General features: G+C 68.0%; 18 protein-coding genes and 1 pseudogene. 13 read left to right on the forward strand and 6 right to left on the reverse strand.

The window, feature by feature from the left end; translation table 11 throughout:
- Positions 1–74 precede the first annotated feature (74 nt).
- Entirely contained in the window at positions 75–803 is a 729-nt protein-coding gene (grpE, locus tag J3367_RS07065; protein WP_024349401.1) for a nucleotide exchange factor GrpE, read from the forward strand.
- An 80-nt stretch (positions 804–883) separates the two neighbouring features.
- Positions 884–1,342: a DUF411 domain-containing protein gene (locus tag J3367_RS07070; RefSeq protein ID WP_024349402.1), complete on the forward strand. Its 459-nt coding sequence runs from the start codon at positions 884–886 to the stop codon at positions 1,340–1,342.
- 55 nt (positions 1,343–1,397) lie between these two features.
- On the opposite strand, the gene folD is transcribed toward J3367_RS07070, so the two are convergent.
- The 5 genes from folD to J3367_RS07095 form a co-directional block, all read right to left on the reverse strand.
- Positions 1,398–2,318, reverse strand: a complete 921-nt coding sequence (gene folD, locus J3367_RS07075; RefSeq protein WP_024349403.1) for a bifunctional methylenetetrahydrofolate dehydrogenase/methenyltetrahydrofolate cyclohydrolase FolD — start codon at positions 2,316–2,318, stop codon at positions 1,398–1,400.
- 180 nt (positions 2,319–2,498) lie between these two features.
- On the reverse strand, positions 2,499–3,059 hold the full coding sequence (locus J3367_RS07080) for a winged helix DNA-binding protein (RefSeq protein WP_024349404.1): 561 nt from the start codon (positions 3,057–3,059) through the stop codon (positions 2,499–2,501).
- 2 nt (positions 3,060–3,061) lie between these two features.
- Entirely contained in the window at positions 3,062–4,369 is a 1,308-nt protein-coding gene (locus tag J3367_RS07085) for a TRAP transporter large permease (protein WP_024349405.1), read from the reverse strand.
- Complete coding sequence (locus J3367_RS07090; protein ID WP_024349406.1) at positions 4,369–4,905, reverse strand: TRAP transporter small permease; 537 nt, start codon at positions 4,903–4,905, stop codon at positions 4,369–4,371. Before J3367_RS07090 ends, J3367_RS07085 begins: the two co-directional genes overlap by 1 nt.
- An 82-nt stretch (positions 4,906–4,987) precedes the next feature.
- The gene (locus J3367_RS07095; protein ID WP_051141514.1) at positions 4,988–5,968 is read right to left on the reverse strand and encodes a TRAP transporter substrate-binding protein; all 981 of its coding nucleotides are present in this window, start codon (positions 5,966–5,968) and stop codon (positions 4,988–4,990) included.
- Between the two features lie 108 nt (positions 5,969–6,076).
- Between J3367_RS07095 and J3367_RS07100 the strand changes: the two genes are divergently transcribed.
- From J3367_RS07100 to J3367_RS07140, 9 genes and pseudogenes are all read left to right on the forward strand, one after another.
- Positions 6,077–9,736, forward strand: a complete 3,660-nt coding sequence (locus tag J3367_RS07100) for a hydantoinase B/oxoprolinase family protein (RefSeq protein WP_029702765.1) — start codon at positions 6,077–6,079, stop codon at positions 9,734–9,736.
- 198 nt (positions 9,737–9,934) lie between these two features.
- On the forward strand, positions 9,935–11,854 hold the full coding sequence (locus J3367_RS07105) for a methyl-accepting chemotaxis protein (RefSeq protein WP_051141515.1): 1,920 nt from the start codon (positions 9,935–9,937) through the stop codon (positions 11,852–11,854).
- Positions 11,855–12,315: 461 nt separating this feature from the next.
- On the forward strand, positions 12,316–14,187 hold the full coding sequence (locus tag J3367_RS07110) for a methyl-accepting chemotaxis protein (RefSeq protein ID WP_024349410.1): 1,872 nt from the start codon (positions 12,316–12,318) through the stop codon (positions 14,185–14,187).
- 272 nt (positions 14,188–14,459) lie between these two features.
- Complete coding sequence (locus J3367_RS07115; RefSeq protein WP_155898396.1) at positions 14,460–14,780, forward strand: hypothetical protein; 321 nt, start codon at positions 14,460–14,462, stop codon at positions 14,778–14,780.
- Positions 14,781–15,292: 512 nt separating this feature from the next.
- Positions 15,293–16,423: pseudogene (locus tag J3367_RS07120) on the forward strand (methyl-accepting chemotaxis protein); the annotation flags it as partial.
- A 196-nt stretch (positions 16,424–16,619) separates the two neighbouring features.
- On the forward strand, positions 16,620–17,399 hold the full coding sequence (locus J3367_RS07125; RefSeq protein WP_024349411.1) for a 3-hydroxybutyrate dehydrogenase: 780 nt from the start codon (positions 16,620–16,622) through the stop codon (positions 17,397–17,399).
- A 56-nt stretch (positions 17,400–17,455) separates the two neighbouring features.
- On the forward strand, positions 17,456–17,611 hold the full coding sequence (locus tag J3367_RS07130) for a DUF3096 domain-containing protein (protein WP_081651826.1): 156 nt from the start codon (positions 17,456–17,458) through the stop codon (positions 17,609–17,611).
- Position 17,612: 1 nt separating this feature from the next.
- Complete coding sequence (locus J3367_RS07135) at positions 17,613–18,899, forward strand: NAD(P)/FAD-dependent oxidoreductase (RefSeq protein ID WP_024349412.1); 1,287 nt, start codon at positions 17,613–17,615, stop codon at positions 18,897–18,899.
- Positions 18,900–19,041: 142 nt separating this feature from the next.
- A complete protein-coding gene (locus tag J3367_RS07140) occupies positions 19,042–19,887 on the forward strand; it encodes an SDR family NAD(P)-dependent oxidoreductase (protein ID WP_024349413.1) in 846 nt (281 codons plus the stop codon).
- Positions 19,888–19,897: 10 nt separating this feature from the next.
- Here the strand turns inward: J3367_RS07140 and J3367_RS07145 are convergent, their stop codons facing one another.
- Complete coding sequence (locus tag J3367_RS07145; RefSeq protein WP_024349414.1) at positions 19,898–21,382, reverse strand: cobyric acid synthase; 1,485 nt, start codon at positions 21,380–21,382, stop codon at positions 19,898–19,900.
- A gap of 314 nt (positions 21,383–21,696) precedes the next feature.
- On the opposite strand from J3367_RS07145, the gene J3367_RS07150 reads away from it, so the two are divergent.
- Together J3367_RS07150 and J3367_RS07155 are read left to right on the forward strand one after the other, a co-directional pair.
- Positions 21,697–22,881, forward strand: a complete 1,185-nt coding sequence (locus tag J3367_RS07150; protein WP_421460572.1) for a sirohydrochlorin chelatase — start codon at positions 21,697–21,699, stop codon at positions 22,879–22,881.
- A gap of 33 nt (positions 22,882–22,914) precedes the next feature.
- Positions 22,915–24,477, forward strand: coding sequence for a precorrin-8X methylmutase (locus tag J3367_RS07155; protein WP_306302713.1), 1,563 nt, complete (start codon positions 22,915–22,917; stop codon positions 24,475–24,477).

The following is a 24,477-nucleotide window of genomic DNA, read 5'->3' on the forward strand; positions in this document are numbered from 1 at the left end:
CGCGCTGCGCGGTTCGCGTGGGAACTCCCACCGCCGGACTTGCGCAGCCAGGCCCCGACACGAGGTGATGACGCATGAGCGATACCGGCAAGCGCGAACACGACGAAGCCCGCAACCGGGCGGCTGACCCGGCCGCCCGCGATCGCGCCGACCCGGCGAGCGAGGCCGAGGCGCGGCGCGCGGCGGCCAATGCCAATGCCGAGGGCAGCGGCTATGCGGACGCCGCCAGCGGCTTTGCCGACGCCGATGCGGCCGCCAGCGCCGATGCCGAACGCATCGCCGCGCTGGAAGCCGAGAACGCCGACGTCAAGGATCGCCTGCTGCGGCTGGCCGCCGACATGGAAAACCTGCGCCGGCGGACCGAGCGCGAGGTCAAGGATGCGCGCACCTATGCGGTGACCGGCTTTGCCCGCGAGATCCTGTCGGTCGCCGACAATCTGCGCCGCGCGCTGGAAGCCGTGCCGGCCGAAGCCAAGGCCGATGGCGAGGGTGGTCTGGCCGGTCTCATCGACGGCGTCGAGGTGACCGAGCGGTCGCTGCTCAGCACGCTGGAGAAGCACGGCGTCAAGAAGCTCGACCCGGAAGGCCAGCGCTTCGACCCGAATTTCCATCAGGCGATGTTCGAGATTCCGAACACCGAAGTGCCGAACGGCACCGTCCTGCAGGTCGTGCAGGCGGGCTATGCCATTGGCGAGCGCGTGCTGCGCCCGGCCATGGTCGGCGTCTCCAAGGGCGGGCCGAAGGCCTCTGCCGCCAAGGCCGAGGCGGACGCCGCCCCGCAGGACGCCGGCGACACCATCTGATCGCCACAAAGCCCGCCGACGCTTTTCCGTATCGCGGGGACCAGTTCGCGATACGGATGCCAGGCAAGAACAGGCGACTTATGACGAAGACGATCCTCCCGCTCGCGGTTTCGGCCGGACTGCTCGTGCTCGGCACGCTGGCGGCCAAGGCCGATCACGCCGATCGGCATATGTCGGTCTGGAAGTCGCCGAGCTGCGGCTGCTGCGAGGCCTGGACGGACATTGCCCGCGCCCATGGCTTCGACGTTACCGTCACGAACACCGACGAACTGACCCCGATCAAGCGTGCGGCGAAGGTACCGGCGGCGATGGAAGGGTGCCACACGGCCAGGATCGACGGCTATGTCATCGAGGGCCATGTGCCGATGGATGCGATCGACCGGCTCCTCGCCGAGCGTCCCGCCCTGGCCGGCCTGTCGGCGCCGGGCATGCCGATGGGCTCGCCCGGCATGGGCGACGATCCGGATGCCCGCTACGACGTCTACGGCTTCGGCGGCGAAGGCGGTCCGACCGTCTATCAGGCTGTCGGCGCCCGCTGACCGGCCGCCAATTTCTGACAGGACAGGGCGTCGCGCCTGATCCTGGTGGCCCGGCTCAGAAGCGCGGCGGCGTGCGACCGGCGGCGCGGCAGGCCGCCACCAGCGTGTTGGCCATCAGCATGGCGATGGTCATCGGCCCGACGCCGCCCGGCACCGGCGTGATCGCCGCGGCCTTCTGCGAGGCGGCCTCGAACGCCACATCGCCCACCAGCCGGGTCTTCGCCGAGCCGTCCGGATTGTTGCCCTTCTCGGGGGCATCAATCCGGTTGATGCCGACATCGATGACCACGGCACCCTCCTTCACATAGTCCGCGCCGATCATCTCGGGCCGGCCGACGGCTGCGACCAGGATATCCGCGTTCCGGCAAAGGGCGGGCAGGTCCTTCGTGCGCGAATGGGCGATGGTCACGGTGGCGTTGGCGGCGAGGAGAAGCTGCGCCATCGGCTTGCCGACGATGTTGGAGCGGCCGACGATCACCACGTTGAGGCCCGACAGATCGTCGCCGAGAACGTCGCGGATCAGGATCATCGAGCCGGCCGGCGTGCAGGGCACGAAGGCCTCGTCGATCGCGCCGGTGGACAGCCGCCCGACATTGACGAGGTGGAAACCGTCGACGTCCTTGTCGGCGTCGATGGCCTGGATCACCTTGCCCTCGTCGATCTGCTGCGGCAGCGGCAGCTGGACGAGAATGCCGTGGATCTCGGGATCGGCGTTGAGCTCGGCGATCAGCTCGAGCAGCGCCGCTTCGGACGTGTCGGTATCGAGCACGTGCTTGACCGACTTGAAGCCGCATTCGACCGCGCGCTTGGCCTTGGAGCCGACATAGACCTGGCTGGCCGGGTCCTCGCCGACGATCACCACGGCCAGTCCGGGCTGAAGGCCCGTCTCGGCGGTCAGGGACGTCGTTGCCGCCGTGACCTCCTCGATGATCCGCGCCGCGCGCGCCTTGCCGTCGATCCGCCGTGCTTCGGCCATGGTGCCGTATCCTTCCTGTCCGCGGTGCCGTCAGGGTCTCTTATGGCAGAAGGCAGCGATGGGAAAAGGCCCGCATCGCTGCACGCGTCCCGCGGTGCGGCGCGAGCAGTCCAGTCCGGCGGCGATGTCTATCGCATTGGCAAGCGGTGAACGCCGAGCCGAGACCGGTCTTCGGTCCTTCTACAAACTCGCCGCGGTGCGGGCCGCCTGGTCGTAATGGCCCGACAGGACGCGCAGGAGGCGGGCGACGTTGGTCATGGCCTCAGGCGATATGCCGAGTTCCTCGGCGCCGGAGACGAGGATGCGTTCGCGCAGGTCCTTGTAGAGGCGACAGGCGGTCTCGCCCTCGGAGGTGATCGCGATCAGCCGTTCCTTGCCGGATTTCTCACGCGCCACCAGCCCCTTCGCCTCCAGCTTGCGGATCGCATAGGTCGCCAGATGCGTGTCCTCGATGCCCAGCACGAGGCAGATGTCGGCGAGGCGCTTGGGCTTGCCGCGATGGGTCACCGTATGGAGGACGAGGATCTCCGTCGCCGTCAGGCCGGGCTGTCCGGCCGCCGTCATGCAGCGGATCATCCAGCGCTCGAAGGCATGGTTGGCGAGGATCATCCCGAACTCGACCTCCGACAGCGCCGGCATGGCGCCGTCGGCCAGATGCGCCGAGGAGACGATGGGGCCGAAGCCTCCCGGTCCTGCGGGCGGTCGGGCTTCGGGGTTGGTGTCGTCGGTCCCGCCGGCCATGCTCAGCCTCCGGAGAACATCGTGCGGGGCAGGTAGAGCGCAAGATCGGGGAACACCGCCAGCAGCACCACCATCAGCGCCAGAAGGCCGAAGAAGGGCGCCGTGGCGGCGGCGATCCTGAAGATGTTCTGTCCCGTCAGGCCCTGGATGACGAAGAGGTTGAAGCCGACCGGCGGCGTGATCTGCGCCATCTCCACGACGATGACGAGATAAATGCCGAACCATACGAGGTCGAAGCCGGCCTGGGTCACCAGCGGCATGATCACCGAAGTGGTCAGCACCACCATGGAGATGCCGTCGAGGAAGCAGCCGAGCACCATGAAGAACACCGTCAGCGCCGCCAGCAGCGCGAAGGGGGACAGGTCGAGCGAGCCGATCCAGGTGGCGAGTTCCCGCGGCAGGCCGGTGAAGCCCATGGCGGTGGTGACCACCGCCGCGCCGGCGAGGATGAAGGCGATCATTGCCGACACCCGCGTCGCCGCCATCAGGCCCTCGCGGAAGCTCTGCCAGTTCAGTGCATTCTGGGCCCTTGCGATGACCAGCGCCAGGATGACGCCGATCACCGCCGCCTCGGTCGGCGAGGCGATGCCGCCATAGATCGAGCCGATGACGCCGGCGATCAGCAGGATGGTCGGCAGGATGCGGCCGAGCGAGCGGAAGGCGCTTTCCTCGACGATGACGTCGGCCGCGGCCGGGATCAGCGAGGGCTTCAGCGTGGTGATGAGCGCCACATAGCCCATGAACAACAGCGCCAGCACGATGCCCGGCACGACGCCGGCGATGAACAGTCGGGCGATCGATTCCTCCACCGCCGCGCCATAGACGATGAGGATGATCGAGGGCGGGATCAGCAGGCCGAGCGTGCCCGAGCCGGCCAGAGAGCCCATGGCGATGCGCTCGTCATAGCCCCGCTCCTTCAGTTCCGGCAGCGAGATCTTGCCGATGGTCTGGGTGGTGGCGGCCGAGGAGCCGGAGATCGCCGCGAAGATGGCGCAGCCGACGATGTTGACGTGGATCAGCCGGCCCGGCAGCCGACGCATCAGCGGCGCAAGCCCGGCAAAGAGGTCCTCCGACAGTTTCGAGCGGAACAGGATCTCGCCCATCCAGATGAACATCGGCAGGGCGGTGAGGTCCCAGGACGTCGAGGCCGACCAGAAGGAGGTGGCGAGGATCTGCGCGTCGGGCAGTGCCGGCCGGGTGAGCAGCGCCGCGAGTGCCGTCAGCGTCAGCGCAAGTGCGACCCACAGGCCCGAGGCCAGCGCGCCGAAGAGGACGACGACGAGCAGCAGCGAGACTTCGAACACGCCCATCAGACGCTGCCTCCGCTGCCGGCGATGCGATCCATGCCGCGAAAGGCCAGCACGGCTTCGTCGACGAGGGCGATGGCGAGGATGAACAGGCCCAGCGCCAGCGTCGCCTGCGGCAAAGCGAGCGGCACGGCGATCATGCCGTAGGAGACGTCGCCGTAGCTGAAGCTCTTCAGCGCCAGTCCGCCGGTGGCATAGGCGCCGAACAGGGCGATCCCGGCGCCGAGCAGCGCGACGATGCCGTCGACATTCTGGCGTGCCCGCTCGGGCAGGCGCTGGGTGACGAGGTCGACGCGGATGTGGACGTTCCTGGCCAGCGTGTCGGCCAGCGCCAGGAAGGTGGCGCCCGCCAGGAGGAAGCCGGCGATCTCGGCGAGCGAGGGCACGGCGAAGCGGGTCGGCGTCGCCCCGAGGCTGATCAGCAGGAAATCGAGGAGCCGGGCGCCCACCTGCAGCGCGACGAGGACGAGAATGGCGACGAGGCAGAGGGCGGCGATGCCGCCGGCCACGCTGTAGATCGTATCGAGAACGCGACGCATCGGTGCTCCGGGCGGGTTGACGGGCAGGCTCGGGGCAGACGACGGGCGGCGATGGCCGCCGCCCGTCTCATGGGAGCGATGATCAGTTGCGATAGGCCTCGATCAGGGCCGCGCCGGCCTCGCCCGCCGACTGCTTCCAGGATTCGGTCAGCGTCTCGCCGATCTTCTGGAAGTCCGCCTTCATCTGCTCGGACGGCTCTTCGACCGTGATGCCGTTCTCCGACAGCGTCTTGGTGGCGCTTTCGGTCTCGGCCACCGAGGCCTCCCAGCCGCGGGTCTCGGCGGCCGCCGCCGCCTCGGTGATGGCGGTCTGGGCCTCCGGCGGCAGGGCGTCGAAGGCGGCCTGGTTGACGATCACCATGTTGCGCGGCAGCCAGGCGTTGAGGACGTAGTAGTTCGACAGGAAGTCCCAGGCCTTGGTGTCGACACCGGTGGAGGGCGAGGTCATCATCGCCTCGACGCGGCCGGTCGAGAATGCCGTCGGCACGTCCGAGGCCTCGATCTGGGTCGGCACCATGCCGGCCTCGTTGGCGATCGCCTCGGTCGAGGTGTTGTAGGCACGGAACGACTTGCCGCCGAGCTCGGCGACGGAATCCACCGCCTGCTTGGTGTAGAGGCCCTGCGGCGGCCAAGGCACCGAGAACAGAAGCTTCAGGCCGTCCTTGGCCAGCGCCTCTTCCATCATCGGCTTCTGGGCGTCGTAGAGTTTCTTCGCCTCGTCGTAGCTGGTGGCCAGGAACGGCACGGAATCGGCGCCGTAGATCGGGTTCTCGTTCTCGAGCCGCGAGACCAGCAGCTCGCCGATCGGCACGATGCCGTCACGGACCGAGTTCTTGATGTCAGGATGCTTGATCAGCGACTGGTTCGGGTGCTGGGTGATCTGGACCGCATCGCCGGCGGCGCCGTTCACCTCCTCGATGAAGGTGGCGATGTTTTTTTCGTGGAAATTGCCTTCCGCATAGGGGGTCGGCATGTCCCAGGCCGTCTGGGCAAGGGCCGCGCCCGGCAGAACCAGAGTGGCGGCAAGCGTAATCGTCGACAGATGCTTCATCGCAGTCTCCATGGCTGTTTCCGGAAGAAAGACTTCCACGAAAATTGCCCTCCGTCAAACACACTGATAATCTGTCGATAAATCGCCGATAAAGATGAAATCTTGAGCGGAGTGCCGAAGATGAGTGCAGTCAACAGCGGCAAGTGGGACTTCTGGATCGACCGGGGCGGCACCTTCACCGACATCATCGGCCGCGATCCCGACGGGGGCCTGCATCCGCGCAAGCTGCTCTCCGAAAATCCCGGCGTTTACGAGGACGCCGCCCTCGAAGGCATCCGCGACCTCCTGGGCCTCGCCAGCGACGCGCCGATCGTCTCGGACCGCGTTGGCACGGTGCGCATGGGCACGACGGTGGCGACCAATGCGCTGCTCGAGCGCAAGGGCGACCGCACGCTGCTGCTCATTACCCGAGGTTTCCGCGACGCGCTGAAGATCGCCTACCAGGCCCGGCCCGACATCTTCGCCAAGGAGATCATCCTGCCCGAGCAGCTCTACGAGCGGGTGGCGGAAGTCGGCGAGCGGGTGCTGGCCGACGGCACGCTGGAGCGCGAACTGGACGAGGCCGGCACCCGCGACGCGCTGGCGACCGCCAGGGCCGACGGCATCGACGCCGTCGCCATCGTCTTCATGCATTCCTGGCGCTATCCGGCCCACGAGCAGCGCGCGCGCGCTTTGGCAGAGGAAGCCGGTTTCTCGCAGATCTCGGTCAGCCACGAGGTCTCACCGCTGGTCAAGATCGTCGGGCGCGGCGACACCACGGTGGTCGACGCCTATCTGACGCCGATCCTGTCGCGCTATGTCAGCCGCGTCGCCGGCGCGCTCGGCGCCAGTACGCAGGATGCCGCCGCGCCGTCCCTGCAGTTCATGATGTCGTCGGGTGGGCTCACCGCCGCCGATCTCTTCCAGGGCAAGGATGCGATCCTGTCGGGCCCCGCCGGCGGCGTCGTCGGCATGGCCGAAACCGCTCGGCTGGCCGGCGAGGAAAAGGTCATCGGCTTCGACATGGGCGGCACCTCGACCGACGTGACCCACTATGCCGGCTCCTACGAGCGGGCGCTGGATTCGGAAGTCGCGGGCGTGCGCATTCGCGCGCCAATGATGCGCATCCACACGGTGGCTGCCGGCGGCGGCTCGATCCTGCATCTCGACCAGGGCCGCTTCCAGGTCGGCCCGGATTCGGCCGGCGCGCATCCGGGGCCGGCGGCCTACGGCAAGGGTGGGCCGCTGACGGTGACCGACGCCAACGTCATGCTCGGCAAGCTGAAGCCGGAGCTGTTCCCGGCCGTGTTCGGGCCGGGCCGCGACCAGCCGCTGGACGCCGGCATCGTCGCCGAGAAGTTCAAGGCCATGGCGGCGACGCTCGGCGAGGATCGCGATCCGCGGCAGATGGCCGAGGGCTTCCTGACCATCGCCGTCGAGAACATGGCCAATGCCATCAAGAAGATCTCGGTGCAGCGCGGCTACGACGTCTCGCGCTACCTTCTGAATTCCTTCGGCGGTGCCGGCGGCCAGCATGCCTGCCTCGTCGCCGATGCCCTGTCCATGGAGCGGGTGCTGATCCACCCCATGTCCGGCCTCCTGTCGGCCTACGGCATCGGCCTGTCCTCGCTGTTCTCCTCGCGCAGCCAGGCGCTGGTCGCGCCGTTGGAAGAGGCGTCCCGCGATGCCATCGACGCGCTGGCGGCGGAGCTCGGAAAGGCCGTGGCCGGCGAACTCGCGGCCCAGGGCGTCGCCGACGAGAGCGTTGACACGACGCTGCTGCTGCAGCTGCGCTACGACGGCACCGACACGACGCTGCCGGTCGTCCATACCGGCGATTTCGCGGCCGCGCGCACGGCCTTCGAGGACGCCCACCGGGCGCAGTTCGGCTTCGTCTACGAGGATCGCCCGATCGTTGTCGAGAACGTCTCGGTCGAGGGCGCCGAGCGCCGCGAGACGGTCGTCGACGCGAGCGAGGGCAATGTCGCGGCTTATGACGCCGAAGCCTCCGAGACCGGCCGCATCTACACCGGCGGGGCCGAGCGCGAGGCCGGTATCTTCCGCCGCGAGGCGCTGGAACTGGGCGCCCGCATCGCCGGACCGGCGCTGATCGTCGAGCCGAACCAGACCATCGTCGTCGAGCCGGGCTGGTCGGCGGGGATCACCGTCCACAACGACGTCCTCCTGACCCGCACCGAGAAGAAGGCCCGCCATGCCGCGCTCGGCACGGCGAGGGCCGGCTCCGGCGAGGCCGGCGCCGATCCGGTGCTGCTGGAGGTGTTCAACAACCTGTTCATGTCGATCGCCGAACAGATGGGCGTGACGCTGCAGAACACCGCCTCCTCGGTGAACATCAAGGAGCGGCTGGACTTCTCCTGCGCAGTCTTCGACGCCACCGGCGCGCTCGTCGCCAACGCGCCGCACATGCCGGTGCATCTGGGCTCCATGGACCGCTCGGTCGAGACGATCATCGCGCTGAACAAGGACGCGATCCGGCCGGGCGACGTCTTCGCCCTGAACGCCCCCTATAATGGCGGCACCCATCTGCCGGACATCACCGTCGTCACCCCGGTCTTCGACGACGCGAAGCGGACGATCCTCTTCTACGTCGCCTCGCGCGGCCACCATGCCGATGTCGGCGGCATCGCCCCGGGCTCGATGACCCCGCGCGCCACCAGGGTCGACGAGGAGGGCGTCCTCATCGACAATCTGCGCCTCGTCGATGGCGGAATCTTCCAGGAGGAGGAGCTGCGCCGGGTGCTGACCGACCATCCCTATCCGGCCCGCAATCCCGACCAGAACGTCGCCGATCTGAAGGCGCAGATCGCGGCCAACGAGAAGGGCGTCGCCGAATTGCGCAAGATGGTCGAGACCTTCGGCCTCGACACCGCCCGCGCCTATATGGGCTTCGTCCAGGACAACGCCGCCGAGGCGGTGCGCCAGCTCATCGACGGGCTGGAGGATTGTTCCTACGAATATCCAACCGATTCCGGCCAGATCATCAAGGTGGCGATCACCATCGACCGGGAGGCCCGCGAGGCGACCGTCGACTTCACCGGCACCTCGCCGTCCATGGCCAACAATTTCAATGCGCCCGAGCCGGTGACGCGGGCCGCGGTCCTCTACGTCTTCCGCGTGATGGTGGAAAAGCCGATCCCGATGAATGCCGGGTGCCTGCGCCCGATCCGCATCGTCGTGCCGGACGGTTCGATGCTCAAGCCGGTCTATCCGGCCGCCGTCGTCGCCGGCAATGTCGAGACCTCGCAGCATGTCACCAATGCGCTGTTCGGCGCCTTCGGCGCGCTGTCGAACTCGGAGGGCACGATGAACAATCTGACCTTCGGGGATGCGCGCTACCAGTATTACGAGACCATCTGCTCGGGCTCGCCGGCCGGCCGCATGAATGACGGCACCAGCTTTGCCGGCACGTCGGGCGTCCATGTCCACATGACCAATTCGCGCCTCACCGATCCGGAAATCCTGGAGATGCGCTATCCGGTCGTGCTGGAGGATTTCCATATCCGTGCCGGTTCCGGCGGCGGCGGCGAGAAGGCCGGCGGCGACGGCACCGAACGCACCATCCGCTTCCTGCAGGAGATGGACTGCGCCATCCTGTCCTCGCACCGGACCCTGCCGCCACGGGGCATCGCCGGCGGCGACGACGGCCAGATGGGGAAGACCGAGATCCGCCGCGCGGATGGCAGCGTCGAACGGCTCGAAGGTTGCGACCAGACCGTGCTGCAGGCCGGCGAGGCGGTGATCGTCACGACGCCGACGCCGGGCGGCTACGGCCGGCCCTAAGCCGCGGTAGTTACGCAGCAATCGCCATCGCCGTCGGCCCGGTCCTTGCGATCACCGGGCCGGCGGCGGGAACTCTGGCAGGGGAATGGAAGTATATCGGTCGCGTATGTCGCGAAATCGCGAACGTGCGGCACACGGATAGGTTCCGTTAAAGGATTTCGTGTCAATTCGAACGATCACGTTTTTGGGATCGTTCACATGCCTCTGACCATATCGAAGAAACTGGCCGCGCTGATCGCGCTGTCGATCGTCATCTGCCTCGTCGTTACCGGCGCGCAGCTCCTGTCGCTGCGCAACGTCGTGGAAGCCCAACGCGGCGAACTCATCAAGACGCAGGTGGAATCGGCCGTCGCGATCGTCGAGCGCTACCAGACGATGGTCGCCGATGGCGTCCTCACCGAGGATGCGGCACGCGCCCAGGCGGCGGCAGTGGTCGAGTCCATGCGTTACGGCAAGGACGACTATTTCTTCGTCACCGATACCAAGGCCAACATGCTGGTTCACCCGAACACGGCGCTGGTCGGCAAGAACTTCTGGGACAGCCGCGACCCGAGCGGCTTCCCGCTGTTCCAGGAAATCATCGCCAGGGCCGCCCAGGGCGGCGGCATCACCCCCTATCTGTGGCCGCGCACCAAGGGCGAGGAGCCGATCGCCAAGCTGAGCTATTCGGCCTCCGTGCCGCAGTGGGGCTGGGTGATCGGTACCGGCGTCTATGTCGACGATCTCAACGCGATCTTCATGAGCGAAGTCGCCAAGTCGCTGGCCTGGTCGCTGCCGCTGCTCGGCCTGCTGATCGCCTGCGCCTGGCCGCTGGCCCGCAGCATCTCCCGTCCGCTGACCCAGATGACCGCAGCCATGCGTTCGCTCGCCGCCGGCGACAAGACCGTGGCGATCCCCGGCGCCGGGCGCCAGGACGAGATCGGCGAGATGGCCGGGGCCGTCGAGGCCTTCAAGAAGGCCGCGATCGAGCGCGATGAGCTGGCTCAGGAAGCCGAAGCCACCCGTATCAGCCAGGACGAGGCCAAGAAGCGCCAGGCCGCCCTCGACAATGCCAAGGCCGAGGACCTGCGCGCCTTTGTCGGTGTCGTCGAGGTGGGCTTCGAGCGTCTGTCGGCCGGTGACCTGACCGTGCGCATGCAGGACAAGGTTGCCGAGGAGTTCGAGCCGATCCGCGCCAAGTTCAACGCCAGCGTCGCCTCGCTGGAAGAGGCGATCGGCCATGTGGTGACCTCGATCGCGTCGATCCGCACCGGTCTCGGCGAGATCAACACGGCGTCGAACGATCTGGCCCACCGCACCGAGCAGCAGGCGGCGAGCCTCGAGGAAACCGTCGCGGCTTTGGGCGAAGTCACCCAGGCGGTCAACGAGACCGCCGAGGGTGCCGGCAAGGCGCAGCAGGTCGCGTCCGGTGCCCGTGAGAAGGCCCAGAAGGGCGGAGAGGTCGTCGGCAAGGCGGTCGCGGCGATGGGCCAGATCGAGCAGTCCTCCGAGAAGATCAATTCGATCATCTCGGTCATCGACGAGATCGCCTTCCAGACCAATCTCCTCGCCCTGAATGCCGGTGTCGAGGCGGCACGGGCCGGCGAAGCGGGCAAGGGCTTCGCCGTCGTCGCCCAGGAAGTGCGCGGGCTGGCCCAGCGCTCGGCGGAAGCGGCCAAGGAGATCAAGACGCTGATCGCGACGTCCCGCGAACAGGTCGGCACCGGCGTCGAGCTGGTCACGGCCTCCGGCAAGTCGCTGGAGGAGATCGTCACCGAAGTCAGCGCCATGGCAGAGGTCATCTCAACCATTGCCTCGAGCGCTCGCGAACAGGCGACGAGCCTGCGGGAAGTCTCGGGCGCCGCCGACCAGATGGACAAGGTGACCCAGCAGAACGCCGCCATGGTGGAAGAGGCGACGGCGGCCAGCCAGACGCTGGCCAACGAGACCGATGAACTGGCCCATGCCATGGCCAAGTTCAGCACCAGTGCCGGCAATGCCGGTGCCCGGCGCAGCGAAGGCCGGGCGCAGCCGCAGCGCCATGCTCCGCCCCGCGGCGTGACGCAGATGCGCACGACCGGTTCGGGCGGCGCCGCCCGCGCGCCGCAGGCACAGGAAGATGGTTGGGAAGAATTCTGACCGGCCCCGCCGGCGCCCTCACGGCAATCGGCGAAGCAGCATGATCAGAACGGCCCGGGGCGGGATGCCGCCCCGGGCCGTTCTGCGTCGGTCTGGACGACATTGGCAGGTATCGCGCGGCATCCCGTGCGGACGGCGATACTGGCCGGAATACCGCTGTACATGCGTGAGAAGTAATAAGCCTGCCATGCAGAAGTGCTGATCCGGCGTCGCGCAAGCTTTGGCGTGGACTATCCGGCGCGAGGGACTTCGCGGTAACGGAAATTTCAGCAGCCGCGGCTAGAAATTTCTGACGGCCCGATTGGCCCTTCCGGAAACCGTTCCGCGACAAGGCCCTCTGTCCGTCACGAAACCCCGCCGATTGCGCGGATACTGGCGTTCGCCCGGCGGTGGCGACGCATCCCAGCTAAGGTTCGATGCCGATGTTGTCGCGAATGTCCCTTCCAGCAAAAGTCTCTCTGATGGTGGTCGCCTGCCTGGCGATCCTGACCGCCATGTTCGGCATCGCCGGTGTCGTTCTCCTGCAGGAAGAAGGACGTCAGCGCGCGGTCGAGCGTCAGGAAAGCAACATGCGGGTCGCATGGGAGGTTCTGCGCAATTATGGCGGCGAGTTCCGTCTCGAGGGTGACACGCTTTACGCCGGCAACCAGCCGCTGAACGATTTCTTCGAGCCGGTGGACAAGGTCAAGGCGCTGGTCGGCGGCACCGCCACCGTGTTCATGAACGACACCCGCGTCTCCACCAACGTCATGAAGCCCGATGGTGGCCGCGCCGTTGGCACGGTTCTCGCCCGTGGCCCGGTGCATGATGCGCTGTTCATCGAGGGTCGGCCGTTCCGCGGGCAGGCGGACATTCTGGGCACCTCCTTCTTCACCGCCTACGACCCGATCAAGAATGCCGCCGGCAAGACCATCGGCGTCCTCTATGTCGGCGTGCCCGAGGCCGAGTTCTTCACCGCCGTCAAGGCGCTGGAAATCCGGCTTGGCGTCATCTCCGTCATCGGCGCCGTGCTGATCGGCCTGGCGGTCCTGTGGATCTCCAAGCGCATGTTCGCACCGCTGCAGAAGCTGACCGAAACCGTCGCCGAAGTGGCCGACGGCAAGACCGACGTCGAGGTCGTCGGGCTCGATCGCTCCGACGAGATCGGCCGGATGGCCAATTCGGTGGAGCATCTGCGACACGCGGTCATCGAGCAGCATCAGTTGAAGCAGCAGGCCGCCACCGCTGCCGCCGACGAGGAGGCCGAGCGGATCCGCCAGGCCGAGCTGGGCGAGGGCTACGTCAAGGCGCATGCATTCTTCATGGCCGAGATGACCGAAGGCTTCGAGCGACTGGCCAGCGGCGACCTGACCGCGCGTCTCGACCAGGAATTCACCAAGGATTACGAGGGCGTCCGCGGCCTCTTCAACGATGCCATCGCCAAGCTCGAGACCGCCTTCTCCGGCGTCGTGACCTCGATCGCCTCGATCCGTACCGGTCTCGGCGAGATCAACACGGCGTCGAACGATCTCGCTCACCGCACCGAGCAGCAGGCGGCGAGCCTCGAGGAAACCGTCGCGGCTTTGGGCGAAGTGACCCAGGCCGTCAACGAGACCGCCGAGGGCGCCGGCAAGGCGCAGCAGGTGGCGTCCGGGGCCCGTGAGAAGGCCCAGAAGGGCGGCGAGGTCGTCGGCAAGGCGGTCGCGGCCATGGGCCAGATCGAGCAGTCCTCAGAGAAGATCAACTCGATCATCTCGGTCATCGACGAGATCGCCTTCCAGACCAACCTGCTGGCGCTGAATGCCGGTGTCGAGGCGGCACGGGCCGGCGAGGCAGGCAAGGGCTTTGCGGTCGTCGCCCAGGAAGTGCGGGGCCTCGCCCAGCGTTCGGCGGAAGCGGCGAAGGAGATCAAGACGCTGATCGCCACCTCCCGCGAACAGGTCGGCACCGGCGTCGAGCTGGTCACGGCGTCCGGCAAGTCGCTGGAAGAGATCGTCACCGAGGTCAGCGCCATGGCCGAGGTCATCTCGACCATTGCCTCCTCGGCCCGCGAACAGGCGACCAGCCTGCGCGAAGTGTCCGGCGCCGCCGACCAGATGGACAAGATCACCCAGCAGAACGCCGCGATGGTGGAAGAGGCGACGGCGGCCAGCCAGACGCTGGCCAACGAGACCGACGAGCTGGCCCATGCCATGGCGCAGTTCCGCACCAGTGCCGGCGACCTGAATCGCAGCCCGGCCCGCCCTGCGCAGGCGCCGCGTCGCAGTGCCGCAGTGACCCAGCTTCGCCCGACCGGTGCGGGCGGTGCGGCCCGCGCCCCGCGCGCCCAGGAGGAGAGCTGGGAAGAGTTCTGATCCCGGCTTCCACCGCTGAAATGCTTCATGCCGGCCTTCGGGCCGGCATGTCTGTTTGAGGGGGGCGTTCGTCCGCTCGCGATCGGGGCCGGATCGAGACATTGCGGGAGCGCGCCGGGGCCCGAACCGGTCGCGGGAAGCGACCGTCTCACGCCCCTGTGAACCCTATGGTTCACGTAGTTTAACCGTCTCGTAAACGACCACCACCATAGTCCCGGCAACGGTCATCGGCGAACGCGCCACGGCCCTCGCGCACCTGATCGGGCATTGTCGTGGTCCTCAACTCTCAGCTCACTGTCTGGATCGGGGCGATGGTCATCGCGCTGGCCGGCATCGTGGCGAGCCTGCCGGAGCCGAGCTTCGCCGGCTCACGGAGCGTTGCGGCCTTCTTCCCGCCCTGGTGGTCGCAGGCCCGCGTGATCCGTACAGCCGCCTCCGCCGGCAGCCTGCTCGACGTCGGCGGATGGTCGTCCGTCGCCGTGTTCGCCTTTTCCGACCCCGATCTTGCGCGCCGCCTGCGAAATGCCGGCGCGATCCTTCTCGTCGACGCCGCCACGATCGGCTGCGCGCCACCGCCCAACAGGAGTTTTTGATGGATGCCCTCGTCGATCTCGACCGTCATCGTAGCCGTCTCGTCCGTCTCCTGGCGCTGGTGCAGCTGGCCGTTGCGCCGCTGCTGCTGCTGATTTCGCTGGCCTCGGGCAGCGGTGTGGCCTTCATTCCGGCGCTGACGTCGGCGGGTCTCGGCATCGTCTGCCTCGTCCTGTCGGCCCGGCCGGAATTTGCGGCAGCGGCCCGCATGGCGGTCGCGGTGGCGCTGGTCGCCAACATCTCCATCGTCGTAGCGACCATGTCGGGCAGCTATCTGCAGGTCGACATGCACATGGCCTATTTCGCCGGCCTGGCGGTGATCGGCGCCCTGTTCGACTGGCGGGTGATCGCCGGTGCGACCGTGGCCACCGCGCTGCATCACATCCTTCTGAACTTCCTTCTTCCAGCGGCGATCTATCCCGGCGGCACCGATCTCGGCCGGGTCAGCCTGCATGCGGTGATCCTCCTGGTCGAGGCCGGCATCCTCACCTGGCTGGCGATCAAGGTGAGCGGCATGTTCGCCGCGGTCTCCGCCGCAAGCATCGCGGCCCGCGAGGAGCAGGAACGGGCCGAGCGGCTGAACCGGCAGGCGGCCGAACTGCGCGACGCCGACGCCCAGAAGGAAGCCCGGCGCGCCGCACTCGACAATGCCAAGGCCGAGGACCTGCGCGCCTTTGTCGGCGTCGTCGAAGTGGGCTTCGAGCGCCTGTCGGCCGGTGACCTCACCGTGCGCATGCAGGACAGGGTGGCCGAGGAATTCGAGCCGATCCGCGCCAAGTTCAATGCCAGCGTCGCCTCGCTGGAAGAGGCCATCGGCCACGTCGTGACCTCCATCGCCTCGATCCGCACCGGTCTCGGCGAGATCAACACCGCCTCCAACGATCTCGCCCACCGCACCGAGCAGCAGGCGGCCAGCCTCGAGGAAACCGTTGCGGCTTTGGGTGAAGTGACCCAGGCCGTCAACGAGACCGCCGAGGGCGCCGGCAGGGCCCAGCAGGTCGCGTCCGGTGCCCGCGAGAAGGCCCAGAAGGGCGGCGAGGTCGTCGGCAAGGCGGTCGCGGCCATGGGCCAGATCGAGCAGTCCTCGGAGAAGATCAACTCGATCATCTCGGTCATCGACGAGATCGCCTTCCAGACCAACCTCCTGGCGCTGAATGCCGGCGTTGAGGCGGCACGGGCCGGCGAAGCGGGCAAGGGCTTTGCGGTCGTCGCCCAGGAAGTGCGCGGCCTCGCCCAGCGCTCGGCGGAAGCCGCCAAGGAGATCAAGACCCTGATCGCGACCTCCCGCGAACAGGTCGGCACCGGCGTCGAGCTGGTCACGGCCTCCGGCAAGTCGCTGGAAGAGATCGTCACCGAAGTCAGCGCCATGGCGGAGGTCATCTCGACCATTGCCTCCTCGGCCCGCGAACAGGCGACGAGCCTGCGGGAAGTCTCGGGCGCCGCCGACCAGATGGACAAGGTCACCCAGCAGAACGCCGCGATGGTGGAAGAGGCCACCGCGGCCAGCCAGACGCTGGCCAACGAGACCGACGAGCTGGCCCATGCCATGGCGAAGTTCAGCACCGGTGCAGGCAATGCCGGCGCCCGGTGGGACGACCGCATGCATCATGCAGGTCGTCCGGCTTCGCCCCGCCGCGCAGCCTGACCCGAGGGGACGCCATTCGGAGCCGCGCCACAGCGGATCCGAAAATAATGAACGCGCAGACGGAGCCCGGGGCAGGAGACTGCTTCGGGCTCTGGCGTTCAGGCGTCGGAAACGGTTCCCGAAGCCGGATCGATCGTTTGTGTTGCACTGCACGCGTTGCCTCTCTTAACTGCCGCGACAACGGTGGAGAGATCACATGCAGATGCAGGGCAATGTCGCGGTCGTCACAGGCGCCGGATCGGGGATCGGCAGGCAGATCGCATTGAGTTTCGCCCGCGAGGGCGCGCGTCTGGCGATCTGCGACATCGACACGGTGGCTGCCGGTCGCGTCGTCGGCGAACTGGAAGAGGCCGGCGCCGAGGCGATGGCGGTGGAGATGGACGTGACCAGCGAGGAGGCGGTGAACAGCGGAGTCGATGCGGTGGCGCGCCGCTTCGGCCGGATCGACACCATGGTCTCCAATGCCGGCATCCAGATCGTGCATCCGATCGAGGACTTTCCCTATGCCGATTTTCGCAGGGTGCTGGCCATCCATCTCGACGGCTCGTTCCTGCTGACAAAGGCCTGCGTGAAGCACATGTATCCGCAGAAATCCGGCTCGCTGATCTATATGGGCTCGGTGCACAGCCATGAGGCCTCGGCGCTGAAATCGGCCTATGTCGCCGCCAAGCACGGCATTCTCGGCCTGTCCCGGGTAATGGCCAAGGAGGGCGCGAAGCACGGCGTGCGCGCCAACACGATCTGCCCCGGCTTCGTGAAGACGCCGCTGGTCGAGAAGCAGATCCCCGAACAGGCGGCCAGGCTGAGCATTTCCGAGAAGGAGGTGGTCGACCGGGTCATGCTGGGCGGCACCGTCGACCAGGAATTCACCACCCTGGAGGACGTCGCCGAGATCGCGGTGTTCCTCGCCGGTTTCCGCTCCAATGCGCTGACCGGCCAGTCGATTGTCCCCAGCCACGGCTGGTACATGGCCTGACGCGATGCCGGTCCTATCTCCCGTCGCGGATCATCCGCCATGGAAGGGACAGCATCATGGAAATCATCAGTATCCAGCCGATCGTCGCACTGATCGCGGGGGTTCTCATCCTCGTCATCCCGCGGCTTCTGAACATCATCGTGGCGCTCTATCTGATCTTCATCGGTCTGACGGGGCTGTTCCCGGATGTGCTGGCCCGGCTGGCCGGCTGACATGCAGGCGCAACGCAAACGCGTCCTGATCCTCGGCGGCGGTGCCGGCGGGCTGGAACTGGCGGCGGAACTCGCCGCCGACAAGAGCTGTGCCGTGACGCTGGTCGACGCGGTCAGCACCCATCTGTGGAAGCCGCGGCTGCATGAATTCGCCGCCGGCACGGTGAATTCGACGCTTGCCGAGATCAGCTTCTACATGCTCGCCAAGATGCGCGGCTTCCGCTTCGAGCAGGGCCGGGTGGAGGCGATCGACCGGGCGGCGAAGACGGTGCGGCTCGGCGACATGCACGACCAGGACGGCCGGCTCCTGACCCCGGCGCGCCACCTCTCCTACGATGTCTGCGTCGTCGCGCTGGGCGGCGTCACCACCGATTTCGGCACCGAGGGTGTCGCCGAACACGCCATCCGGCTCGACACCAAGACCGATGCCGACGAATTCCGCGAATTGTTCATCGCAGCGATGATCGCCGCGCGGGCGGGCGCCGATCCGGCGCGGATCGTCATCATCGGCTCCGGCGCGACCGGCACCGAGCTGGCCGCCCATCTGCGCCTGTCCGAACAGGCCTTCTTCGAACCCGAGGACGAGCACGCGCGCCGCAAGCTGCTCGACCTGACGATCTTGGAGGCGGCGCCCGAACTGATGCCGGGGGCGAATGGCGAACTGCGGACCGGGGTCGCCGACCGGCTGAAGGCGCTCGACGTCTCGGTCGAGACCGGCGCCAGGGTCGCGGCGGTCATGGCTAGCGAGGTCCGCTCCGCCGACGGCAAGAGCTGGCCCGCCGACATCGCCGTCTGGGCGGCCGGGCTGGTCGGCCATCCCTGCCTGAAGGGGCTCGCCGACTTCGAGATGGACCGCAAGGGCCGCATCGTCGTCGACGACCGGCTGCGCACCACCGTCGATCCGGCGATCTACGTCTTGGGTGACGCGGCCAGCCATACGCCGGCCGGTGCCGCGATGCCGCTGCCGCCGACGGCGCAATGCGCCAGCCAGCAGGCCGATTATCTCGCCTCGGCGATTCCGAAGGCACTGGCCGGCGAAACGCCGGGCCCCTTCGTCTTCCGCGACAAGGGAAAGCTGGTGTCGCTGGGCCGGGCCGGTTCGGTGGGCCTGATCGGCTTTGCCCGCAAGGACGATTTCTACGTCGCCGGCCAGTTCGCTACCGCCGCCTATCACGCCCTGCAGCGCCAGCATCAATGGGCGGTGCTGGGGCCGCTCAGGGGCACGGTGGCGATCGTCGCCGACGTGATCAGCCCGGCGCGCGGGCCCGCATTGAAGCTGCACGGCTGAACCCGCCGCCCGTCGCTCTCCCTTGGCGGCGAGCGGTGCGCCGACCCCTTGCGGATCGACGTGAAATGCCGATGTTAGTCCGTCGCACGCCCCCGGCGTCGGATCATTTCCACAAGCCATGCCCCGTGAGAAGGAACCAACAATGACCCATCCCGTCATTGCGGACGGCAATGTCGCCGTCGTCACCGGTGGCGCGTCCGGCATCGGCCTTGCCGCCGCCAAGCGCTTTGCCGCCGCCGGCATGACCGTCTGCCTGGTCGACCGGCTCGAGGAGCGGCTCGCCGCCGCCAAGGAGGCCGTGGCCGCCGAAAGCCCGTCGGGCACGGTTCTGACGTCGAACACCGATGTCGGCGACCGCGCCGCGGTCGAGGCGCTGGCCAAGAACCTCTTCGGCCGCTTCGGCACGATCCATCTTCTGTTCGACAATGCCGGCATCCAGCCGGGCAGCAGCATCTTCGGGCCGCAGGCCAACTGGGACGCGGTGCTGCGGGTCAATCTGCACGGCGCCATCCAAGTCGCCCAGATCTTCGGCGAGCGCATGGTCGCCGGCGGCGAGCCTGGCCTGATCGTCGTCAGCGGCTCCAAGCAGGGCATCACCACGCCCCCGGGAGACCCGGCCTACAACGTCTCCAAGGCCGGGCTGAAGGCCTTCACCGAGGCGCTGCAGCACGATCTGCGCAACCGCGAGGGCTGCCGGGTCGAGGCGCGGCTGATGATCCCGGGCTTCGTCTTCACCCCGCTGACGCGGGGCGAGCGGGTCGAGAAGCCCGACGGCGCCTGGACGCCGGAACAGACCGCCGACTTCATGCTGGAGAAGCTTGGCGCCGAGGATTTCTACATCCTCTGCCCGGATGGCGAGGTGACCCGCGAGATGGACGAGAAGCGCATCGCCTGGGCGGCGGGCGACATCGTCGAGAACCGGCCGCCGCTGTCGCGCTGGCACAGCGACTGGGCCGAGAAGTTCAAGGCCTGGGCCGCGGGCCGCTAAGGCGCCGGGTTCATTCGCGGTTGCGGGCGAGGGCGAGCAGGCGATCGACGGCGATCAACTGCTCCAGCTCGTCCGCGATCGCATCCAGCGCCGCTTCGACCCCGGCCCGGTAGCCGGTTTCGGCGGCCTCGAGGCCGAAGCGGGCGAGGAAGCTGCGGCGCCAGCCATCGGCGCCGAACAGCCCGTGCAGATAGGTGCCGAAGACCCGGCCGTCGAGCGATGTCGCTCCGTCCGGCGATCCGTCGATGAGGCAGACCGGCCGGGCGCAGTCGGGACCGGCGGTGCGGCCGAGATGGATCTCGTAGCCGTCGAGCGGCGCCCCGTCGGGGGCGGTGACCCGCGCCTCGCGTACGGTCTTTTCCGGCTCCATGACCGTTTCGACATCCAGCAGCCCCAGCCCCTCGGCCTCGCGCACCGGTCCCTCGATGCCATGCGGATCGCGCACCGTGCGGCCAAGCATCTGGTAGCCGCCGCACAGGCCCACGACATGGCCGCCGCGCGCGTGATGGGCGGCAATATCCTGATCCCAGCCATTCGCCCGGAAGGCGGCCAGATCGCCGATGGTGGATTTCGAGCCGGGGATCAGCACCAGCGCGGCATGCTCCGGCAGCCGGTCGCCGGGCCGCACGAAGACGACTTCGACATCCGGCTCGGCTTTCAGCGGGTCCAGATCGTCGAAATTGGCGATCCGGCCGAGCAGCGGCACGGCGACGGTGAGCTTCCGTCCGGCGCCTGGCGCCGACAACCGTTCCAGCGCCACCGAATCCTCGGCCGGGAGCTTCGTCGCGGCCGCCAGATGCGGCACCACGCCGAGGCTTGGCCAGCCGGTGAAATCGGTGATGGCGGCGAGCCCGTCGTCGAACAACGAAACGTCGCCGCGAAACTTGTTGATCAGATAGCCGGCGATCTGCCGCCGGTCGGCCTCGGGCAGGATGGCGTGGGTGCCGGCCAGCGAGGCGATGACGCCGCCGCGGTCGATGTCGCCGACGAGGATCACCGGCACGTCGGCGGCGGTGGCAAATCCCATATTCGCGATGTCGTTGGCGCGCAGATTGATCTCGGCCGGCGACCCGGCCCCTTCCACGATGACGAGATCGGCATCGGCGGAAAGCCGTGCGAAGCTGTCGAGCACCGTGTCGAGAAAGCCGGCCTTCAGCCGCTGGTAGTCGCGGCCCTTCGCCTCGCCGGCGACCCGGCCCCGCAGGACGATCTGGCTGCCGGTCTCCGATTGTGGCTTCAGGAGCACCGGGTTCATGTCGACCGTCGGCGGCGTGCCGCAGGCGAGGGCCTGCAGCCATTGCCCGCGGCCGATCTCGCCGAAGCCGCCGCTCTCCGGAATCAGCGCCACGGCGGCATTGTTCGACATGTTCTGCGGCTTGAACGGCCGCACCTTCAGGCCGCGCCGGGCAAACAGCCGGCAGAGGCCGGCGACCAGCACGGTCTTGCCAACATCGGATCCGGTGCCCTGGAGCATGATGGCGGGGGTCCGGGGCATGCGGCAGATCCTTGGCAGGGCGGGCAGGCGGCAGGAACGAAAGCTGTGTCTCTGCCCCGCAATAGCATTGCTGCGACCGCCGACCCAAGCACCGTTGCCGGGCCCTTCGCCCGGGCTCGCGAACACTTCGTTTGACGGCGGGGCGGCTTGCGGTCTAGGCCATGGCTTGAACTGACGGTGCCCGCGTGACGGGCTGAAATCATTCCGGTGCGGCCGACCCAAGCAGGGGGCCAAGACGGAGCTGTCGGACCGAACCGCAGACCGGCTCCGGCCGCCGCGGCTCCTCCGGCTTCGAGATGAGAGGAACGGGGGCGATGAAGGCTTTGATGCTGTGCGGCCATGGCAGCCGCGACCAGGGCGCCATGATCGAGTTCGGCGGCCTCGCCGAGAAGCTGCGCACAAGGCTGCCCGACTGGTCGGTCGAGCATGGCTATCTGGAATTTGCCAAGCCGGTCATCCGCGACGGCCTCGACAAGCTGAAGGCATCGGGCGCCGAGACGGTGCTGGCGCTGCCGGGCATGCTGTTTGCCGCCGGCCACGCCAAGAACGACATTCCCTCCGTCCTCAACACCTATGCCGCGGCCAATGGCCTGCGCATCGAATATGGCCGCGAGCTCGGCGTCGACCTGAAGATGATCCGCGCCGCCGGCGAGCGCATCAAGGAATGCCTGCGCGCCGATGGCTGGCAGGACGGCGAGCCGCTGCACGACACCATGCTGGTGGTGGTCGGCCGCGGCGCCTCGGACCCCGACGCCAATTCCAACGTCGCCAAGGTCATGCGGATGCTGTGGGAGGGCCTCGGCTTCGGCTGGGGCGAGACGGTCTATTCGGGCGTCACCTTCCCGCTGGTTGAGCCGGGCCTCGAACATGCGAGCCGCCTCGGCTACAGCCGCATCGTCGTCTTCCCGTATTTCCTGTTCACCGGTGTCCTGGTGCGGCGGATCTACGACCAGACCGACATCGTCGCCGCCGCCCATCCCGAGATCAGCTTCCTCAAGGCGCCCTATCTCGGCGCCCATGATCTGGTGGTGGAGACCTTCGTCGACCGCCTCGGCGAGATCCTCGAGGGCACCAACAACATGAACTGCCAGATGTGCAAGTACCGCGAGCAGGTGCTGGGCTTCGAGGCGGAAGTGGGCCTGGCGCAGGAGAGCCATCACCATCACGTCGAGGGCGTCGGCTCGTCGGCCGACTGCACGCTCTGCGACACGGTCTGCACCGGCGCCTGCCGCACCGCCGCCGCCGCGGCTTCGGGGGCGGGGCATGCCCACGGCCACGATCATGGCCACGACCACGCGCATGACCATAAAACAGCCGCCGATCACGGGCACGGCCATGGGCATGACCATTCCCACGGCCACCATCACCACGCGGCGCACGATCATGCTCACGGGCACGGTCACGGCCATTCGCATGGTCATGGCGGTGCCGACCACCATCACCACCCCTATCCCCATGCCGACCACCCGCTCGGCCCGCGCTCCATGCGCAAGGGCTGACGGAGTGCCGCACTCCAGCTTCACGAGGATCGGATGACGCCGCTGTTCGACCGCTACGCGATCGTCGACTGGTCCGCATCGAACACGCCGACCACCGGCAAGGATTCCATCTGGATCGCCTTTGCCGAGCGCGAGGGTGCCGAGACGCGTCTCCTGGAAACGGCCAACCCGTCGACCCGCTCGGCGGCGATGGCGATGCTGCGGCAGTTCTTCCGGGACTCCTTGGCCGAGAACAAGCGCGTCTTCGCCGGCTTCGACTTCCCCTTCGGCTATCCCGCCGGCGCGGCCGCGGCGATCGCCGGCACGCCGGACTGGCGCGCTCTGTGGCATTTCCTCGCTGAGGCGATGCAGGACCGCGACGACAATTTCTCCAACCGCTTCGAGGTCACCGGCCGGCTGAACCGCGAGGCGCTGGCCTTCGCGCCGATGTACTGGGGCCGTCCCATGCACCAGGAGGTGCCGGGCCTGCCGGTCGCGCGACCCGAGCCCTATCCGACGGCGCTGCCCGAAAAGCGCCTCGCCGAACAGCGGACCGTCAAGGCGCAGCCGGTCTGGAAGCTGGCCTTCGCCGGCAGCGTCGGCAGCCAGGCGATCACCGGCATTGCCCGGCTCGAGCATCTGCGCCGCGATCCCGAATTTGCCGAGCACGTGTCGGTCTGGCCCTTCGAGACGCGCTTTGCCGACGATCTCGGCGCGCCGATCGTGCTCGCCGAGATCTATCCGAGCCTCGCCGCGATCGAGAAGGGCGAGAAGTCCTGTCTCGACGAGGCGCAGGTGGAAGGGCTGGCGGACATCTTCGCCCGCTTCGACGCCGAGGGCCGCTTCGGCGAGCTCCTGGCGGCGCCGACCGACCTCTCCGAGGCCGAGCGCGGCAGCGTCCTGACCGAGGAAGGCTGGATCGCCGGGCTTGGCCACCGGCTGGCCGAGACGGCGGCCGAGGAGCCGGACGCCTATGTTGCGCCGGGCTCGCGGCTGAACTATCTGCGCGATCCCGCCGCGATCTATGCCGAGAGCTTCCGGCAGATCCGCGCCGAGACCGACCTGTCGAACCTGCCGGAAAACGCTCACGACCTGGCCATCCGGCTGATCCATGCCTGCGGCATGCCCGATATCGTTTCCGACCTCGTCCTGTCGGAGGACGCGATCGAGGCCGGACGCGCGGCGCTCGACCGGGGCGCGCCGATCCTCTGCGACGCCGAGATGGTGTCCCACGGCATCATCTCGTCGCGGCTGCGCCAGCAGAACAAGATCGTTTGCCGGCTCAACGATCCGCGCACGCGCCGCATCGCCGAGCGCGAGAGCACGACCCGGTCGGCGGCGCAGGTCGATCTGTGGAACGACGTCATGGACGGCGCCATCGTCGCCATCGGCAACGCGCCGACGGCGCTGTTCCGCCTGCTGGAGCGCATCGACGAGGGCGCGGCACGGCCGGCGCTGATCGTCGGCCTGCCAGTCGGCTTCGTCGGCGCGGCCGAATCCAAGGCCGAGCTGGTGCGCGATCCGCGCGGCATTCCCTTCGTGACACTGACCGGCCGGCGCGGCGGCAGCGCCATGGCGGCCGCGGCGGTCAACGCGCTGGCACAGGGGCTCGAATAG

The sequence above is a fragment of the Aurantimonas sp. NFXS3 genome (assembly GCF_049132005.1).
GTDB lineage: Bacteria > Pseudomonadota > Alphaproteobacteria > Rhizobiales > Rhizobiaceae > Aurantimonas > Aurantimonas coralicida.

What these genes read in the sequence shown, in the direction of transcription:
- J3367_RS07135 (WP_024349412.1), top strand. Translation starts at nt 17,613, where the DNA reads ATGCAGGCGCAACGCAAACGCGTCCTGATCCTCGGCGGCGGTGCCGGC.
- J3367_RS07090 (WP_024349406.1), bottom strand. Translation starts at nt 4,905, where the DNA reads ATGCGTCGCGTTCTCGATACGATCTACAGCGTGGCCGGCGGCATCGCC.
- J3367_RS07100 (WP_029702765.1), top strand. Translation starts at nt 6,077, where the DNA reads ATGAGTGCAGTCAACAGCGGCAAGTGGGACTTCTGGATCGACCGGGGC.
- grpE (WP_024349401.1), top strand. Translation starts at nt 75, where the DNA reads ATGAGCGATACCGGCAAGCGCGAACACGACGAAGCCCGCAACCGGGCG.
- J3367_RS07095 (WP_051141514.1), bottom strand. Translation starts at nt 5,968, where the DNA reads ATGGAGACTGCGATGAAGCATCTGTCGACGATTACGCTTGCCGCCACT.
- J3367_RS07145 (WP_024349414.1), bottom strand. Translation starts at nt 21,382, where the DNA reads ATGCCCCGGACCCCCGCCATCATGCTCCAGGGCACCGGATCCGATGTT.
- J3367_RS07150 (WP_421460572.1), top strand. Translation starts at nt 21,697, where the DNA reads ATGAAGGCTTTGATGCTGTGCGGCCATGGCAGCCGCGACCAGGGCGCC.
- J3367_RS07070 (WP_024349402.1), top strand. Translation starts at nt 884, where the DNA reads ATGACGAAGACGATCCTCCCGCTCGCGGTTTCGGCCGGACTGCTCGTG.
- J3367_RS07110 (WP_024349410.1), top strand. Translation starts at nt 12,316, where the DNA reads ATGGTGGTCGCCTGCCTGGCGATCCTGACCGCCATGTTCGGCATCGCC.
- J3367_RS07105 (WP_051141515.1), top strand. Translation starts at nt 9,935, where the DNA reads ATGCCTCTGACCATATCGAAGAAACTGGCCGCGCTGATCGCGCTGTCG.
- J3367_RS07125 (WP_024349411.1), top strand. Translation starts at nt 16,620, where the DNA reads ATGCAGATGCAGGGCAATGTCGCGGTCGTCACAGGCGCCGGATCGGGG.
- J3367_RS07130 (WP_081651826.1), top strand. Translation starts at nt 17,456, where the DNA reads ATGGAAATCATCAGTATCCAGCCGATCGTCGCACTGATCGCGGGGGTT.
- folD (WP_024349403.1), bottom strand. Translation starts at nt 2,318, where the DNA reads ATGGCCGAAGCACGGCGGATCGACGGCAAGGCGCGCGCGGCGCGGATC.
- J3367_RS07140 (WP_024349413.1), top strand. Translation starts at nt 19,042, where the DNA reads ATGACCCATCCCGTCATTGCGGACGGCAATGTCGCCGTCGTCACCGGT.
- J3367_RS07080 (WP_024349404.1), bottom strand. Translation starts at nt 3,059, where the DNA reads ATGGCCGGCGGGACCGACGACACCAACCCCGAAGCCCGACCGCCCGCA.
- J3367_RS07085 (WP_024349405.1), bottom strand. Translation starts at nt 4,369, where the DNA reads ATGGGCGTGTTCGAAGTCTCGCTGCTGCTCGTCGTCGTCCTCTTCGGC.
- J3367_RS07155 (WP_306302713.1), top strand. Translation starts at nt 22,915, where the DNA reads ATGACGCCGCTGTTCGACCGCTACGCGATCGTCGACTGGTCCGCATCG.